10 protein-coding genes are annotated in these 17,179 nt (G+C 56.0%); 1 reads left to right on the forward strand and 9 read right to left on the reverse strand.

Annotation, left to right across the window (positions count from 1 at the left end):
• Nucleotides 1-95: 95 nt before the first annotated feature.
• The gene (locus tag ABVN36_RS10950) at nt 96-1,025 is read left to right on the forward strand and encodes a sugar kinase (RefSeq protein WP_023138199.1); all 930 of its coding nucleotides are present in this window, start codon (nt 96-98) and stop codon (nt 1,023-1,025) included.
• Between the two features lie 53 nt (nt 1,026-1,078).
• Here ABVN36_RS10950 and ABVN36_RS10955 read toward each other — a convergent pair whose 3' ends face one another.
• From ABVN36_RS10955 to bcsR, 9 genes are all read right to left on the reverse strand, one after another.
• Complete coding sequence (locus ABVN36_RS10955) at nt 1,079-2,566, reverse strand: pitrilysin family protein (protein WP_001163182.1); 1,488 nt, start codon at nt 2,564-2,566, stop codon at nt 1,079-1,081.
• 219 nt (nt 2,567-2,785) lie between these two features.
• A complete protein-coding gene (gene dctA / locus ABVN36_RS10960; RefSeq protein WP_000858228.1) occupies nt 2,786-4,072 on the reverse strand; it encodes a C4-dicarboxylate transporter DctC in 1,287 nt (428 codons plus the stop codon).
• 157 nt (nt 4,073-4,229) lie between these two features.
• On the reverse strand, nt 4,230-6,236 hold the full coding sequence (gene hmsP / locus ABVN36_RS10965; RefSeq protein ID WP_001266356.1) for a biofilm formation regulator HmsP: 2,007 nt from the start codon (nt 6,234-6,236) through the stop codon (nt 4,230-4,232).
• 173 nt (nt 6,237-6,409) lie between these two features.
• Nucleotides 6,410-9,952, reverse strand: a complete 3,543-nt coding sequence (gene bcsC, locus ABVN36_RS10970) for a cellulose synthase complex outer membrane protein BcsC (RefSeq protein WP_023138200.1) — start codon at nt 9,950-9,952, stop codon at nt 6,410-6,412.
• Nucleotides 9,934-11,043: a cellulose synthase complex periplasmic endoglucanase BcsZ gene (bcsZ, locus tag ABVN36_RS10975; RefSeq protein WP_000988803.1), complete on the reverse strand. Its 1,110-nt coding sequence runs from the start codon at nt 11,041-11,043 to the stop codon at nt 9,934-9,936. Before bcsZ ends, bcsC begins: the two co-directional genes overlap by 19 nt.
• A 3-nt stretch (nt 11,044-11,046) precedes the next feature.
• Nucleotides 11,047-13,347: a cellulose biosynthesis cyclic di-GMP-binding regulatory protein BcsB gene (bcsB, locus tag ABVN36_RS10980; RefSeq protein ID WP_000823812.1), complete on the reverse strand. Its 2,301-nt coding sequence runs from the start codon at nt 13,345-13,347 to the stop codon at nt 11,047-11,049.
• Nucleotides 13,348-13,357: 10 nt separating this feature from the next.
• Entirely contained in the window at nt 13,358-15,982 is a 2,625-nt protein-coding gene (bcsA, locus tag ABVN36_RS10985; protein ID WP_001275331.1) for a UDP-forming cellulose synthase catalytic subunit, read from the reverse strand.
• A complete protein-coding gene (gene bcsQ / locus ABVN36_RS10990) occupies nt 15,979-16,731 on the reverse strand; it encodes a cellulose biosynthesis protein BcsQ (protein WP_000996118.1) in 753 nt (250 codons plus the stop codon). Before bcsQ ends, bcsA begins: the two co-directional genes overlap by 4 nt.
• The gene (bcsR, locus tag ABVN36_RS10995) at nt 16,732-16,935 is read right to left on the reverse strand and encodes a cellulose biosynthesis protein BcsR (RefSeq protein ID WP_000282616.1); all 204 of its coding nucleotides are present in this window, start codon (nt 16,933-16,935) and stop codon (nt 16,732-16,734) included.
• Between the last annotated feature and the right edge of the window lie 244 nt (nt 16,936-17,179).

Raw genomic sequence — 17,179 nt, forward strand, 5'->3', positions numbered from 1 at the left:
CTCAAAAAAATAATGGACCGATGTTTTAATATTATTGACCACTAAACATCCACAGCGCACACTAACGCTAATTTTTACAGATCAGGTTCACGACTATGTCTAAAAAGATTGCCGTGATTGGCGAATGCATGATTGAGCTGTCGCAGAAAGGCGCTGATGTTCAGCGCTGCTTCGGCGGCGACACGCTGAATACCTCCGTTTATATTGCCCGTCAGGTCGATTCTGCCGCTCTGGCCGTTCACTATGTGACGGCGCTGGGTACCGACAGTTTCAGCCAACAGATGCTGGAGGCGTGGCAGCATGAAAATGTGGATACCTCGCTAACGCAGCGGATGGAAAATCGCCTGCCAGGCCTCTATTACATCGAAACCGATGACACTGGCGAGCGTACCTTCTACTACTGGCGTAACGAAGCGGCAGCGAAATTCTGGCTGGAGAGCGAGCAGTCAGCGGCTATCTGCAAGGCGCTGGCGACCTTCGATTATCTCTACCTGAGCGGCATTAGCCTCGCGATTTTAAGCCCGACCAGCCGTGATAAGCTGCTGTCTTTATTGCGTGAATGTCGGGCCAACGGCGGGAAAGTCATTTTTGATAATAACTATCGCCCGCGTTTATGGACAAGTCGCGAAGAAACGCAGCAGGTCTATCAAAAGATGCTGGAATGTACTGATATCGCCTTCCTGACACTGGACGATGAAGACGCGCTATGGGGTCAACAACCGGTGGAAGAGGTCATTGCCCGCACCCATGCGGCAGGCGTGCAGGAAGTGGTGGTAAAACGCGGGGCGGACTCTTGCCTGGTCTCGATTCAGGGCGAGGCGCTCATTGACGTTCCGGCAGTGAAACTGCCGAAAGAGAAAGTGATAGACACCACTGCCGCAGGCGACTCCTTCAGCGCCGGTTATCTGGCCGTTCGTTTGACGGGCGGCAGCGCGACGGATGCCGCGAAGCGCGGACACCTGACGGCCAGCACGGTGATTCAGTACCGTGGGGCCATTATTCCGCACGACGCGATGCCGCAGTAAGTCATTCGCTCTTGCCCGGTGGCGCTGCGCTTACCGGGCCGGCAGGCGGCAGCTTACTGTGCCGCCGGTGTCTCCGTCACTTCCGGATGCGCCTCATCTGCTTCAACAGCGGCGGCAGTTGTCGGGACCATGATTTCATCCCACGTCGCCTTTAACGCCTTCATATTAAATTCCGGCTCGCCTTGCGGTTGCAGCAAAATTAATGCCATCTCCTGCGATAGCTGCTGACGTAGATTCTGATTGAGCATATCGACGGTCAGGCTGTTGAGGAAATTCTGACGCAGCTTCTGATACTGCTCCGGCGCGATATCCACCACCTGATTCTGCAGCGAGCGCATACGCTGTCCAGTCAAAATGTCAGTATCGGTACGCGCGTAGGTCGCGAACAGCTTTTGCAATTCGAGATTTTTCTGCGCCACCAGCGCAGTAAACTCCTCTTCCGACAAACCTTTATCGCGTACTTTCGCCAGTTCATTCGCCACCAGGCTCAAATTGGTATTGAGCTTATCATTAGGTGATTCAATGTTGATGGCGCACTGCGCGCGCAGGAACAGAACCCGGCAGTCAAACCCCAGACCAATATCTTTCGCGTTATTTTTAGTAAGCTCTTGCTGGATATGCCAGAACAGCGCTTCGCGCGCCAGATCCGCCTGCCAGTAGCGCAACAGCGCCGCCGACTCGCGAATCGGTTGCCACGGCGTATCCCACATAATGGAGAGACGATCCTGGCGCACCGCATCGGTCATAATGCTCACTGATTCCGCCCGCAGCGGCGAAAGCGTCGGCACCGGGGCGGGCGTTTCGCGTTTACCTTTCAGCGTACCGAACGTTTTATTGATCTGCTCGGCGACGGAGCGCGCATCAATGTTGCCGACAACAATCAGCGTCATGGCATCCGGGGTGTACCATTTTTCATAGAAAGCCTGAATTTTGGCTGCGTCTACCGGCTGCTTTAACGGTTCCGCGGGATCGTGCCCCAATAACGCCGACCCTTTCAGCCGATAACGCCACCAGCCCTCTTTAGTATCTGCTGGCCACGTCGCAACCATATCTTCGCTGCTTAACGCATGATTCACCGTCTCTGGCGTAATGGTTAATTTACCGGAGACGTTAGCCAGATAGGTCAGCGCTTCTTTCAGCAGATCGTTACGGTTATTGGGTAAACTGAGGTTATAGAGCGTGGAATCATAAGAAACAATAACGGGCGGCATGGGACGTTTCGGATCAAACCCTTGCTGCCATAAAGAACGTGCCTGTGCGGCATCCAGACCACCGCTTTGCGTCAGCGCGATACGGGGAATCGCATGGCTGAACCCGCTCTGTTGCGTACTTTCGGTGAGCGAACCGGTATTAACCTGTAGACGAACTTCAATACGATCGCTGGGGCGCTGAGGCGTAGCCAACACTTGCCACTGTAACCCATTAGCCAGCGTCCCCTGTTGCCATGCCGGATCGGGCTGGAGCGCATCTGCCTGCACATAGCCGGCAGAGGCCAACATCAACAGACTGCCCGCTAAGAGTCGAATTTTTGTGCCCTGCATGTGAACCCCTGATCAACAATCCTGGTAATAAAAAGACAGCCCCGGCAGGGATGCCTGAATATGACGTAAAAACACTTCGTGTTAGACCGCGAGAACCTAAAAATGTCACGGAAGAAGTGAAATAATCCCTAAGCATCATGCTGTATGCTTTGGGCGCAGGGGTCAATTATGCGCAAACACCCGCAGTCCTGGAAGGGACTACGGGCATAAGTGGCGAGATTAGGAGGAAATTTCGTGCGTTTTGCCATCCGGCGCACGATTATTAAGCACATCGTCCAGCTTTTGGTGATCTAACTCTTTCACCCATTTGGCAACCACCACCGTCGCCACGCCGTTACCCACCAGGTTAGTCAGCGCGCGCGCTTCGGACATAAAGCGGTCGATACCGAGGATTAACGCCAGTCCCGCAACCGGTAAATGGCCTACGGCGGAGATAGTGGCCGCCAGCACGATAAAGCCGCTTCCGGTCACGCCCGCAGCGCCTTTTGACGAGAGTAGCAGCACGACCAGCAGCGTTATCTGGTGGAAGATATCCATATGGCTGTTGGTCGCCTGGGCGATAAACACCGCCGCCATCGTCAGGTAGATAGAGGTGCCATCGAGGTTGAACGAATACCCCGTCGGGATCACCAGCCCCACCACCGACTTACGGCACCCCAGTTTTTCCATCTTATCGAGCATACGCGGCAACGCTGACTCGGAAGAGGAGGTGCCGAGCACAATGAGTAATTCTTCCCGGATATAGCGAATAAATTTAAAAATGCTAAAGCCCGTTACCCGTGCAATCGTCCCCAGCACCACCACCACGAAGAGAATACAGGTGATATAGAAGCAGATAATGAGCTGCCCCAGTTGCACCAGAGAACCGACGCCGTATTTACCGATGGTGAAGGCCATCGCGCCGAATGCGCCAATCGGTGCCAGGCGCATGATCATATTGATGATGCCGAAAATGACCTGCGAAAAACTCTCAATCACATTGAAAATGAGCTGGCCTTTGCTGCCCAAACGGTGCAGCGCAAAACCAAACAACACCGCAAACAATAAGACCTGCAGAATGTTGCCGCTGGCAAACGCGCCGATCACGCTGCCCGGTATGACATCCATCAGGAAGGCAATAATGCCCTGCTCCTTGGCTTGTGCGGCATAAACGGCCACCGCCTGCGCATCCAGCGTTGCCGGATCGACGTTCATCCCGGCGCCAGGCTGCACAACGTTGACGATGATAAGACCGATAATCAGCGCAATCGTACTGACAATTTCAAAGTAAAGCAGCGCGACCGCGCCGGTACGGCCCACCGCCTTCATGCTTTCCATGCCTGCGATGCCCGTCACGACAGTACAGAAAATGACAGGAGCGATGATCATCTTAATGAGCTTAACGAACGCGTCGCCAAGCGGTTTCATTTGTGCGCCCAGTTCAGGATAGTAATGGCCAAGGAGAATACCAATGGCGATTGCTGTCAGGACCTGAAAATAAAGACTTTTGAACAGAGAGGTTTTCATAGGGTGTCCTTGAAGTAAAAACCACAGGTCTTGTAAGGTTATGAGTAACCTGCGGCCTTAAAATAACACCCACACAACATGACAGAAATGCGCCAGGATCATAATTGAAACAAAAATGTTAAAAAGTTTGAGCTGGCTCGCACAAGCGCGACCTTTTTTAACTTTTGTAATCAGGATTTTCGTGCGACAGATACCGTTCTTCAAAGATATCCGCGGGAACGGGCCGAGCAAACAGGAAGCCTTGCGCGACGTTGACTCCCGCCTGTTCCAGCCACGCGCGTTGCGCCTCGTTCTCCACGCCCTCGGCAATCAATTGTAAATTAAGACTGCGGGCCATCAGAATAATCGCCGTCACCATACTGTGATCATCCGGTAACCCATCGACAAACATTTTATCAATTTTAAGGATATCGACCGGTAGCGACTTCATATGCTGTAACTGGCGCAGCCCCGCGTAACCCATGCCAAAATCATCCAGTGCGATACGCACGCCAGCATTACGTAACGGACGTAAGATAGCGACGGCAGCGTGCGGATCGTCGATACGGCGGCTTTCAGTGACCTCAAGAATCAGCGTACCCGGTTGAATACGATAGCGGTTTAACAATTCCAGCAGCTCCGACACCATGCCAGGGTGCATGAGCTGTAACGCGGAAAGATTGACGGAGAGCGGCAATGTCACGCCGCGCTCCTGCCAGGCGGCAAGCTGGCGGCAGGACTCTTCCAGCACCCAATGGCCCACCGTGACCATCAGGCCGCAGGATTCAATGCGCTCAATCAGCCCATCTGGTAATTCCCAGCTACCGTCCGGCTGTTGCATACGTAACAAGGCTTCGGCGCTTAATACGTTGCCGCTGCGCATCTCGACCTGCGGCTGCAGCCAAATGGCAAACTGATGGTTATCCAGCGCGGTAAGGATATCGCTCTCTTCGGTAAGGCGCTGTTGAGCGGCCTCCATCTGCGCCGGGTCAAAGAACTGGATCTGATTTTTACCTTTTCGGCGCGCGGTAAAGGCGGCGGAGACGGCGCGACCATAGAGCTCTTCGGCGGTCAGATCGCCATAATACATCGCAATGCCAATACTGCAGCTTGGGCGCAGTTGAATACCCTGGATGGGCAGTCGTTCATTAATGATAGTGAGTATTTGCTGACCTAATGTAATGGCGTGCCACGGCTCTTTAACGCCGTGGGCGATAATGGCGAAGTCATACCCGCTGACCTGCGTAAGCACCATGCGCGGCGCCAGCACCGACTTCAGCTTCTCAACCAGCGTCAGTAATAGAATCTCCCGCTGCGTTTCTTGCAGCACGCCTGCCGTGTCACGCAACGTTTCGCACGTCACGATGATAAGCGCGGTGGTCTGTTGGCGGGTGATAACCTGTTCCAGCAGCGCCATTAAAAAGGCTTTATTGGGCAGCTCGGAAACCGGAAAACGCATCGCGTTGTCCGTTTGCTCCTCGCGTTGACGCTGCATAAGCTGCTGGTTGAGGTTATAGCTGCGCACCAGCATCCCAATTTCATCATCCTGATGCAGACGCGGCAACGCCAGCTGATGTCCGATCAGCTCCTGCTGCGGAATGTCGTTCAGCTCGCGGGCGATTTTGCGCAGCGGATGCACAATCAGGCGGTTTACGCACCAGGCGATGGCCACCGTCAGGATCAGCGATAGAAGTAAGTAAATGGTCACTAACGTAGAGAGCGCGCTCATGACGAACTTGTACATACGGTACGAATCCGCCTGCAATACAAGGTAGGCCAGCGGTTGCGGATTGGCGGGACGCTCCAGCGAATAAACCGGTAAAGAAATTTGTACCGGCAGTTCGAAGAGACGCGTCACCATAACCGGGACGGGGCGTTCAGGAATGAAGCGCTTACGCAACGCCTGGAACTGATTCGGCAATACCACATCGGCGCGACTCACCACGCCCGCAGGTTTAATACTTTCCAGAATGGTTTCCGCGCCGGGGAGATCCGCTTTTAGAATCGCGGAAGAAAGAGGTTCCCGAACAGATCGCGCGATACTTTCCAGTTGCGTAGCCGTGTTGTAGCGGTTCTGCTGTACCAGATGGAACAACAAAACGGTGCAAAAGACAAAAACAAACACCATGACAACGGCCGCAACCATTGCCATCTGTTTAATTGTTAACGAGCGGCTGACGCGCAAATTGACTCTCCCTGGATATCCCGGACTGCCGCCTGAGTATACCCGATTGCAGCGGCATTAAGAGAGGCTGTATCTGAAAAGGACTTTTCTGAATAACGGTTAATGATAGCGTCTGATGGCGCTGCGCTTCTCAGGCCTACGACGCCTGTCAATTCGTAGGCCTGACGCAATGATTACCAGTCAGCGTAAGGCACCAGAGGCTGCGGCGGTAAATCCATATCCCCCTGCCAGCCCGCCGCGGAATAACGGACATACAGCAGCAGATGACTGGGGGTATAATCTTTCGCCTGCTGAATATCGACAGCCGTACCCACAAACCAGTTGGCAGTAACACGGCGTTCAATGAGCGCCCGCGCGGTATAGCCAAATCCCTGGCTGCTGCCGCCGCCGTTGGTCTGGTCACGCGCATCCTCCTGATAATCCGCCGGAATCAAATTCATCAGCGGATAACGCGGCATGGTACGGTTGCGGGAGTGCGACCAGGATACCGAGCCGCCTAGCTCCCACGACCAGTTTTCCGTACGCTGCCGCCACATCACCGGCACCGCAAACGACAGGTATTCCTGCGGGCTATAATAACCGCCCTGACCCAGTGAATAACCGCTCAAATCTTTGTCGTAATGCCAGATCATGTTATTCAGCCCGACGGTAACGCGGCGGTTATTCTCGTTAATCACCTTATAGTAATAACCGGTCATCCAGCGCACGCGCCAGTTATCTTCCACATTTTTACCGCTCAACTGGTCGCCGCTGAGCGACGCCCAGACACCGTTTGCTTCGCCTTTATCATAGCTGAGACTGACGCCGCCGCCGTTGGCCCGCACGCCGCCCCATTTGGTGCCGGTATTGCTGCTGGCGTCCTTTTGTCCGCCAAACGCCAGCAGCGAGCTGGAGATCGGGCGACGATGCGCGTTCAGGGTATAACCCAACGGCCCGATATCGTCGCTATAGCTGACGCCGCCGACCACATCAACGACATTAAAGCCCATCGGCGTCGTGCCGATATCCCAGCGCCAGGTCTCATTCTGCCAGCCGACCGCCACGCTCGCGCCCGTATCGGCCTGGCTACGATGTCCGCTGCATTTCTCCAGCGTACAGGTACCCCAGTTATTATCGTATTTTCCGTCCGCATCCGTAGAGAAACGGCCAACATCCATATTCACCATATCAGTACGAAAGAATGCCCGTCCGTCCGACCAGGGCGCATCCACCTGAAGCATCGTGGTATGCGCCTTCAGATCGGAGTAGCCGCCAGTCCCGCTCGACCCCCAATAATCGTGCGCCAACGTGACATTGAGATCCTGCTGACGGTACAACTCCGCCGCATCGCTACGCACGCCGCGTTTTAGCCAGTCATCTTTTTCATCATTGCGCGTCAGGCGGGTAAAGGTATCGTTATCCTGGGGAAGAACCGGCGTAATCGCCGCGGCGACCATTGCCTCTTTGTAGGTCTCCAGCGCCCGCTGCGGCTCGCCCGTTTGCGCCTGAAAAGCGGCGGCGTCACGCAATACCATTGCGCTTTCCATTGATGGCGGCTGTGCTTTTGCCTGCGGCGTAATGCGGTTAAAGGTCCGCGCCGCCGCCGTAATATCGCCAAGCTGGAGCTGCGCCAGCGCGACGCGGCGCTGCATGTTAATAGAGGTGATTTGCGACGCAGGCAGCGCCGCCAGTTGAGCGCGCGCCGCAGCGTTATCGCCCTGTGCGATGTCGATTTCCACCCGCCCCAGCATGGCATCGACATTACCCGGTTCACGCGCCAGAACGGCGTCATAAGCGGCGCGGGCCGCCGCATTATCGCCACGCTGCTGCGCCCAGTCCGCCAACGTTAACGCAATGCGCGTAGAGGGCGGCTGCTGACGTAACAACGCTTCCGCTTCGCGTTCTTTGCCGCTATCGCGCAAGCGGTTAGCGCTTTCCAGCACCTGGTTACTTTGCAATCGGCCCGCCAGCTCCTGAATATTGCTGTTCCACTGGCTGGTCGGTAGGGTATTGAGATGCGCCAGCGCCGCCCGGTCCCGATCGCTGCCGGAAAGATAGAGCCCATAAGCATAGACCTGTTCCGGATCGTTTGGCTTCTGCTGCGCCAGAGAGCGCATTTGCGCATCGGCCTGGGCGTGCTGCCCGGCCTGCCACAGATCGCGTGACAGTCGGTACGTCACCCACACGCTCCCCGGATCTAATGCCAGCCGGCGACGGTGCAGTTCTGCGGCCTGCGCCCATTTGCCCTCGCTTTCCAGCGTTTCCGCCTGCTGCGCCAGACGGTCATTTTCCAGACTGCGTTCGATATCGTCGATACTGCGCCGCTGGCTGGCGGAAAGAGAAGCGATAAACGCGGCGGCTTTTTGCGGCGACTGCTGGCGATAAAGATTCGCCAGCCCGCGTACAGCATTGGTATTACCGCTATCCATACGCAGCGTCTGCTGATAATAACGTTCGGCGGCGGCATTATCTTTGCGCGCCATCGCCACATCCCCCAGCCCCAGCACCGCGTAGCTGTCGGTGTTATCCACTGCTCGCGCCTGCTGATAGAAACGCTCCGCCTGGGCCAGATTATTCGCTTTTAAGGCCGCGTCGCCCTGCTGAATTAACAGCCAGTAGCGATTGACCTTCAGCAGACTCTCCCACTTATCGCGACTGCTGCTGTGCGGCGCCATCGCCAGCGCCTTTTCAAACTGCGCGACGGCGCGGGCGCGATCGCCACGCTGTGAGTATGCCTGCCCCAGCGCGCCGACCGCCTCGCTGTCGTCCTGCCGGGCGCTCACCGCCTGCTGCAATTGCGCAATGGCCTTACCGCCTTCTCCGGCATTAACCGCCGCGATGCCCTGCGAGCGCGCGCGGAACGCCGGATCGGCTAACTGTTTTTGCTGCTCGCTAAGCTGGGCGCGGGCGGCAGACACGCTATCGCCTTCGCTAAACTGCGTCAGATAGTCTTGCAACGCTTTTACGCTGGCGTCGCTCACCGGGAGATCTTTTATCTGCTGGTACCAGATGGCGGAGGCCGCGCTGCGTCCCGTACTGGATTTCGCCATCTGTTTTAGCACCGCAAATCCCTCATCGCGCCGCCCGCTGGCGAACAACAGTTGCGCCAGCGCATTTTGCAGAGCGTTATTACCCGGACTGACGGCATTGATTTTCTGTAGCTGGTTAATCGCTTCGTGACGGCGGGCGGGCAATTTCGCCACGGTCGTCCAGTATTCGACCGCCAGTTCGCCCTCCGGCGGATAACCTTTAAACAGCTTGTCGTAGCTGGCGATCGCTTGTTCAGTATGGCCGGTCGTCGCCAGTAAACGCGCCTCCTGCAAAGACTGGCGTCCTTGCGGCGTGGAGAGCAGCATCGCGGTGCGGGAAGATTGATACGCCGTCGACTCCGGCGCCAGTTGCGCCAGCCGGTCAAGTAGCTTCTGTGCCCCGTCGCTATCCCCCTGGCGCAACAAATAGCGGAAACGGGCAGCGATAACCTGTGGATCATTGGGGTCGATCAGCTCCAGGCGATAGAGCGACTGACGGACTAAGTCCTCACGGTGCGTGGCCTCGCCCAGCCGAACCTGCTCCAGCAACTGTTGCTGCGCGGAGGTCGCTGCGCCGGCAAGCGGTGTTAGCGCCATACCAAGCGATAACCCCAACAATGCCCGAGAAACGCCCCTTTTGCCAGGTAAGGCGTTTCGACCGCCAGCCGGCAAAAAAGCGTGCATGAGACTTAACGTGAACTTACGCATTCCTGGCCCCAGTCAGGTAATAATTCACCTTTGACGGTGAAGCGAAAACGGTGCTGATCCCAGCCTTGTCCAAAGAGAGTCAGCACATAGTTGTAATAGGCATCGCTGCCAGGAAAATGGTCTGCGACCCGCTGTCGCTGCACGGCCTGGGCGTCGCGATTTTGCAGGAAAGGCAGTAAGGCGGCGGAAAACCCGACCGGCCCCGTCCCTTGCGCGTTCCCGCTGACGACATCCACTTTCTCCGGTGGAACGCCGTTTTTCATCGTTAACGTCGCCATCGGTTTAAATCGCGCCAGTAAACGCGCTTTTTGCGGATCGCCATCATGCATCATTCCCGTCCATAAATAGACGCGAATCGCATCGTAGCTACTGATCAGCGTCTTTTCCGCTTTCAACTGCCAGCCTTGCTTGCTTTCATAACGCACCCAGTCCGGCGAGAAACCTTTCGGCGCGGTTTCCAGCAAAAGCCGCAAATTGGTTTCCCGTAACGTCGACCACGGCGCGCCAAAACGGCTAAAGTATTGCGCCAACTGCGGCGGCAGATAGCTTGGGTTAAAACGCCAGCTATTCGCCTCGGCAAAGCCGATTTTGCCAGGTAGCAGCATTGAGCCCAGCCCCGGCACATTCACGACCTCTTCGCGGGCGATGCGTTTTAGCAACGCCGTGCCCACCTCGGTATAACGCGTCTCTTTCCACAGACGACCGGCCTCCAGCAGCGACCATGCCATCCAGATATCGCCGTCGGACGCGGAGTTGCTGTCCAGCACCGACCAGGTGTCGGGATCTTTTTGTCCCCACAGCCAGGCGGGCAGATGTTCACGCAGCGATCCCTGCGCCAGATTGTTTTGCGTCCAGTTAAACAGTTGCGCGAACGCCGGTCGATCGTTCGCTGCCAGGGCAAAGAACATGGCGTAGCTTTGCCCTTCGGAGGTGGTAATTTTTCGCGCATCGCCCGGATCGATAACGCGTCCCTGCTGGCTAATGTAATCTTTCTTGAACTGTTCCCACGCAGGCCAGCTACAGGCCGCCTGCGCATTTATTGCCGTCAGCATGACGATCATCGTTATCCATCCGCGCAGCATAGTCATCATGCGTTACTCATGGTCAGGGTCGAGACGACGGCGACTGAGAATACGTAGCAGACGCCACAATACCCACGCCAGTAATACCACACTGAGGGCCGCCAGTACCGCCAGCAGCACCGGGTGATTCGCCAGCGCATACCACAGCCGCTCAAACCACGGCAGATGTCCGACGTAATAGATATCGCCAACGCGCAGACTGTGAACGCCGGACTCGCGGATCACCGCCACGGAACCAAACATCGCGGCGCGTTTACCGCTGTCGTTCACAGCGTCGTTCAGTAGCTGGTAGCCGCGCGGGCTGTCAGCCAGCAGAGCAATCACGCTGCGCTGATCATTAAACGGCGACTGGAAGCCCACCACCGCCGCCATCGGGCCGCTGGCGGTGACGGTGGACTGCGCATCCGCCGCGCGATCGGCCTCATCCGGCATAATCGACGGGAAAGCGGTCTGCCGCATCGGGGTTTTTACCCAGCTTTGTGTCGCCTGCACCAACAGATCGATACGCTTATCATCTTTTAGCTTGCCCGGAATAGCGCCAATAATCAGCAGATCGGCGTCTTTGTCGGCTATCTGAGCGCTATCATCGGTGATGGTCAGATTAATTGCCGGGAAACCGGTCTGCCCGCCAATGGCGCCGACCGTATTCAGCAGCGTTTCCATTTGCGCTTCGGTTGGGGTCTTCGGCATCACCGCCAGCGTGTCAGACAGGTCGGCCATTCGGCTGAACGGGAAACCCGCATTGGCGAACGCGCGTAAATCCGGCATCGCGATAAAGTGGTAATATTTCGAAAAATCGATAGTGGAGTCATCCCCTATCACCACATGATTCGGTACCGGCTGGAAGGTAATACAGTTGTCCACCGACCCGCCCGGCATCGGATTCATGTAGCGGAAGTCAAAACGTAGTTGGTTCATCGCCCCCAGTTTGAGCGCTGGAATAGACACATCCGTTTTACCATCCAGCAGTCCCTGAAGTACCGGCAGGCGCAACAGGAGTCGATTAGTTTCCTGCGTGCTGTTAAGACTAAAGGCTTGCAGGAACTGGTTATTCAGACTGATGTCCAGCCGTGAACTGTCTTTGGTCGGCGGCGAGGTATAACGGTAGTTGAGATCCATATCAATACCGTTGCTACGCAGCAAATAGAGGTCCGGCGGCAGATTCAAAGAAACATTGATGGGTGCCGGCTCCAGCCCACTCGACTGGAGCTGCTCTTCATAGGTTTTCAGCTCGCCAAAAGTGACCGGGCGATCGGTACGCACCCAGTTCGGCGCATCATACGGTTTGCGCGCCAGCAGCGGTTTTACATCGTTGACCACCACGCTGGAACCACGGAAGAGAATATTCCCTTGCGCGATACCTTTTGCCGCTTGCAACAGGTCTTTATCATCACGGCCAAACACGACCAGCAACTTCACATACGGATTATCCGGATGGCTCATCATCTCGATAACCGGCGCGTTAACCGCAGGATGATCGCGCAGGAAATCGGGGCGTCGATCGTTGGTGGCGAACACGATCGCATTGCGATCCGGCAGGTGATTATACAACACCGGGAAGCGCTGACCGCGCCAGCCCGCCCGCGAGCCAAACCAGGACGCGACAATAGAAGCCGCCTGCTGCTGCGCCAGGTCCGGCATGTCAGCAAACACTATCGGCAACGTCACCGGACGGTTATCCCGCGGGTCGAAAAACGGCACCGGGAAGTGGGACAGATCGTTATTCACCGCCAGCATGTTATAGGTCAGATCCAGGGCGCTATTTCGCCCGATGTCTAACCACAGAGTACTGCTGGCCGGGTTTTCACACACGTCGCGATAGTGGCCGACAAACTCCAGCCGCACCCGGTTAAAGTCGGTGATAAATAGCGGATTGATAGGTACCTGCGCCAGCGTCTTTTTCCCCAACTGCTCTTTTGTCACCGGCAGTACGCCCATCAGTTCATCATTGAGATAAACCTTGAGCTGCGACTGAACCGGCAGGAGCGACGGCGAGGGCGTATATTCCAGATTCAACACCGCTTTCGACGCCACTTCATCGCTGCGCATACCAAATTCAATGCCGCCGTTAGGGTTAACGCCACGCAGCGCCATACTGCCCGGCGGCGGCGCGATTTGCGCAAAGGTCAGCTTGACCTCGCGCGAAGGCGCGGTCTGCGCCACGACGGGCGCCTCAGTTGCGGGCGACGGCGCAGGCTCGGTGGGTTCAGCATTTATCAATGGCGGCGTAGCAGGCGCCGCCGCCGTCATGAAAGCAGGAAACGCGCTTAATCCTATTACCGCCGCACACATCCAGGACAATTTTCTTTTCATCGCATTATCATCATTGTTGAGCCTGAGCCATAACCCGATCCGACGGCTGTATCGCCGCTTGCCGCTCCGGGCGACGCGGAATAAACGATACAATCCAGGCAATTAACGCCGTCAACGATCGGAAAATTACTTTTACTGAAGGCGGCGCGAATTCCGCGAGGTGGCGATATCCGCGGAAGCCCAGCTTCAGAATATCCAGCAAGCTTTCCAGCGGTTTATCTTCCGGGAAGCTATCTTGCCAAAGCGCCCACGTATCGGCGCGCGCGAAGGTACACTGCACAAAATCAATATGTTGTTTGGTGGTGAGCGGCATCAGTTGTAGCCCGACCTCATTGCCCGTTACGCGCACCACCTGCGTTGGAAAGACATATTCCTGCTGCCCGCGTTTAAGCAACAGATTCACTTTCTGCCCTTCCAGCACCTGCGCCTGACCGTTGATCTTGATGCCTAACCCGCCGTCGGAGAAGTCATGTACGGTACAGGAGAACAAATGTCCATCTTCGCGGGCGATGGCCCCCGGCATGGCAATCTCGACCCGATGCGCGCGTCTGACCTGTTTACTCTCTACCGAAACCGCAACCGCGCCGCCGAGAATGACCAGGTTATAGAAGACCCACACCAGGCTAACGATGACGGTCAGCGTTTCATTTTCCGGCCCGTAATAGTATCGCCATACGCCCGCCGCCACGCCGAGCAGGTTAAGCAAGACAAGGAAGATATACGGGCGCGAGATTACCCAGTCGACGTACTTCTCTTCCACCAGCCCGCCTTTCGCCGTGACGTTAAATTTCCCTTTGTGCGGATTGATCAACGCGACCAGAGTCGGCGGTGCGATATACCATGCCAGTACCGTTTCATAGATTTCACTCCAGAAAGAGTGACGATACTTGCCCTGAATCTTCGAGTTAGTCAGGCTGGCGTGGACCATGTGCGGTATCACAAATAGCGCAATCATCAACGCAGGCGCATAAATGATATAGGCGTGCAGCAGCAGAAAAGCCAGCGGCGCGGTCAGAAAGATCAGGCGCGGAATGCCGGACAAGAAATGGAACATCGCGTTGAGGTAGCACAGCCGCTGCGCCAGTTTTAAGCCTTTACCAAACAGAGGGTTATCGAGGCGGAAAATTTGCACCATGCCCCGCGCCCAACGAATACGCTGCCCGATATGCGCCGACAGGCTTTCCGTCGCCAGCCCCGCCGCCTGCGGAATGCGCATATACGCTGAGGTATAACCTCGCCGGTGCAGCCGGAGCGAAGTATGCGCATCTTCCGTCACCGTCTCAACGGCGATACCGCCAATCTCATCCAGCGGCTTACGGCGAATCACCGCGCACGATCCGCAAAAGAAAGTGGCGTCCCACATATCGTTACCGTCCTGCACCAGTCCGTAAAACAGCGTGCCTTCGTTAGGCGTTTTACGAAAACGTCCCAGGTTGCGCTCAAACGGGTCCGGGGAGAAGAAATGATGCGGCGTCTGCATCATCGCCAGCTGTTTCTCTTTCAGGAACCAGCCCATTGTCATTTGCAGAAACGAGCGCGTCGGCACATGGTCGCAATCGAAGATCGCCACAAACTCGCCTTTCGCGTGTTTTAGCGCATTGTTGATGTTGCCGGCTTTGGCGTGTTCATGCGTGGCGCGGGCAATGTAATGCACGCCAACATGTCGGGCAAACTGACGAAATGATTCGCGCCCGCCGTCATCAAGGATCCAGATATTCAGCTTGTCCTTCGGCCAGTCAATGCCAAGCGAAGCGTAAATGGTATTTTTGACCACGTTAAGGTCTTCGTTATAGGTCGGTACAAAAATATCCACCGTCGGCCACTGCGACATCTCTTTCGGCAACGGTACCGGTTGACGATTTAACGGCCACACCACCTGGAAGTACCCCAGCACCAGCACAATCCAGGCGTAGGTTTCCGCAAACAGCAGAATCAGCCCGCACACCAGACTGACCGGGTCGTCCCAATTTAGTGTCGAGGTATAGCGCCACCAGATATAACGACAGGAGACCGTTAGCGACAGCACGATGAGCATCAGCGCGGAAAAGCGTCCCGGCATACGTCGTACCAACAGCGCAACGCCCCACAGCAACAGCAGAAAGATAAATTGCGATAGCGGGTTAAATGGCTGCGTAATACAGATCAGCGCCAGTATCAGTGAAAAGGTCACGATAACGCCCAGAATAAAACGCCGGGCGCCGTTGCTAAGATGTCCCAGCTCTTTTTCCTTTTCCAGATGCGTTGTCTTTTGGCGCACCCGTTCCGGTAAGGTATCCATCCATTGATGGTAACGTCCACGAACGTCCTTCAGGCGCGCAAATGACCGCCAGCGCGGTTCATGACGTTCTTTAGTCGACGAGATCATCACCAGCCAGAGGGTCTGAATGAGGTAGCGGGCCGGGTCCAGCGGGCGCGGGCGGGCGGCGTTAATATGCGGGTAAAGCGCTTTATGCCCGTCGCGAATACGCTGCCAGCGCGGATGCTCAAGCGGAAACACTATCCACGCCAGAATCATCCACAGGCAGCCGAGCGCTGCGCTAAACGGCGACGCGCCGTGGCGGCGGTAACCCTGATAGCGCTCGCTCAAACGCGCGCTAACCGGCGGGATAAGCAGCCACCGGGAAAGGGCGCTCATCGCAGGCTCCCGGCGGACGTTTTGTCGCCCGCATCATGCAGCAGGCACCAGTTCGCCAGCGTTAACACCTCTTCGGCGGCTAACGAATCGCTGCGATATTCGCCTAACGGCTGTTTCGACGCCATGCACTCCGCCATCGCCTCATCGCGATGGATCACAATAGGCAGCAACCGGCGCTGGCTTTGCAGCCAGACCTGGTACAGATCGTCCTGTAACTGACTGCCAATGCGTAAGTCATTGATCAGAATATGCGCTCCGGCAGGCAATGCCTGCTGATGAAGGCGAATATGGCAGTTAGCGTCAACCTGGGCTATCGCCAGCGTATGGTCGCAGAGGCTCACCAGCTGCCGTGTCAGTGGTGACGCGCCGTAGGGCAAGTCCAGTAAAATCCAGCTATAACGCCCGCTCGCTTTCAGCGCCTGGATAGCCGATCCGATCTCTCCCAGCGTCTCCTGCCAGGCCTGCGGATTTTCCCGCTCTTGCGCGGTGAGCTGTCCAAACGGCAGTAGATCAAGCTGCGAGGTATAACGTAACCCGGCATCGCGCCAGTCCTGGCCGTCCAGCAACGATCGCGCCCAACCGCCCTGATGGACGAAGTCGACGTTAAACGACATGCGCAGCAGGTTATCGGGGCTGGCGTCAATCACCAGGACATTTTCCCCTAAGATTTGTAACGCCCAGGCGAGTGCTGCGGTGAGAGATGTGGTTCCCACCCCGCCGCGCACGCCCTGCAGTCCCAGAATCGCCATTCATGGCTTCCTTAATGAATGTGGTTGCGCAAATTCAGCCAGGAGTGGCCATCTTTTAATCGCCGCCGCCAACTGTTCGCGTTGGGAAATATCGGTATAATCTATTTCGGGTAGTGAAAACGCCTGGCTTAATGCCAGAAAATCATTTTGAAAAGTGTAGCCCAACGTTGGATCGGACTGAGCGCCAGGTTCATTGTTATACATTCTGGTTGCTCCTTTTTAAATATTTCTCACTGGCAGCATTACGCCCCGTCGTCAATACGGGAGAACGCGCATTTTTCATCTTTCCGTGACATCATTTATAATGTGTAAAAATGCAAAGCGCAGAGTTACAGGGCATCCTGCCGGGCAAATTGATTCACATGCTAAATCTGATGCGTTTTAATTTCAATGTTAGGTTTATTTCTGTGCTTTCGCTAGTAAACTGATAAACAGTTAAAATAGTGAC

The sequence above is a fragment of the Salmonella sp. SJTUF15581 genome, assembly GCF_043356775.1.
In the GTDB taxonomy this organism is placed as follows: domain Bacteria; phylum Pseudomonadota; class Gammaproteobacteria; order Enterobacterales; family Enterobacteriaceae; genus Salmonella; species Salmonella enterica.

Excerpts from the sequence above, each read along its gene's own strand:
- ABVN36_RS10950 (WP_023138199.1), top strand. The coding sequence starts at position 96 with ATGTCTAAAAAGATTGCCGTGATTGGCGAATGCATGATTGAGCTGTCG.
- ABVN36_RS10955 (WP_001163182.1), bottom strand. The coding sequence starts at position 2,566 with ATGCAGGGCACAAAAATTCGACTCTTAGCGGGCAGTCTGTTGATGTTG.
- dctA (WP_000858228.1), bottom strand. The coding sequence starts at position 4,072 with ATGAAAACCTCTCTGTTCAAAAGTCTTTATTTTCAGGTCCTGACAGCA.
- bcsC (WP_023138200.1), bottom strand. The coding sequence starts at position 9,952 with ATGCGTAAGTTCACGTTAAGTCTCATGCACGCTTTTTTGCCGGCTGGC.
- bcsZ (WP_000988803.1), bottom strand. The coding sequence starts at position 11,043 with ATGATGACTATGCTGCGCGGATGGATAACGATGATCGTCATGCTGACG.
- bcsB (WP_000823812.1), bottom strand. The coding sequence starts at position 13,347 with ATGAAAAGAAAATTGTCCTGGATGTGTGCGGCGGTAATAGGATTAAGC.
- bcsA (WP_001275331.1), bottom strand. The coding sequence starts at position 15,982 with ATGAGCGCCCTTTCCCGGTGGCTGCTTATCCCGCCGGTTAGCGCGCGT.
- bcsQ (WP_000996118.1), bottom strand. The coding sequence starts at position 16,731 with ATGGCGATTCTGGGACTGCAGGGCGTGCGCGGCGGGGTGGGAACCACA.
- bcsR (WP_000282616.1), bottom strand. The coding sequence starts at position 16,935 with ATGTATAACAATGAACCTGGCGCTCAGTCCGATCCAACGTTGGGCTAC.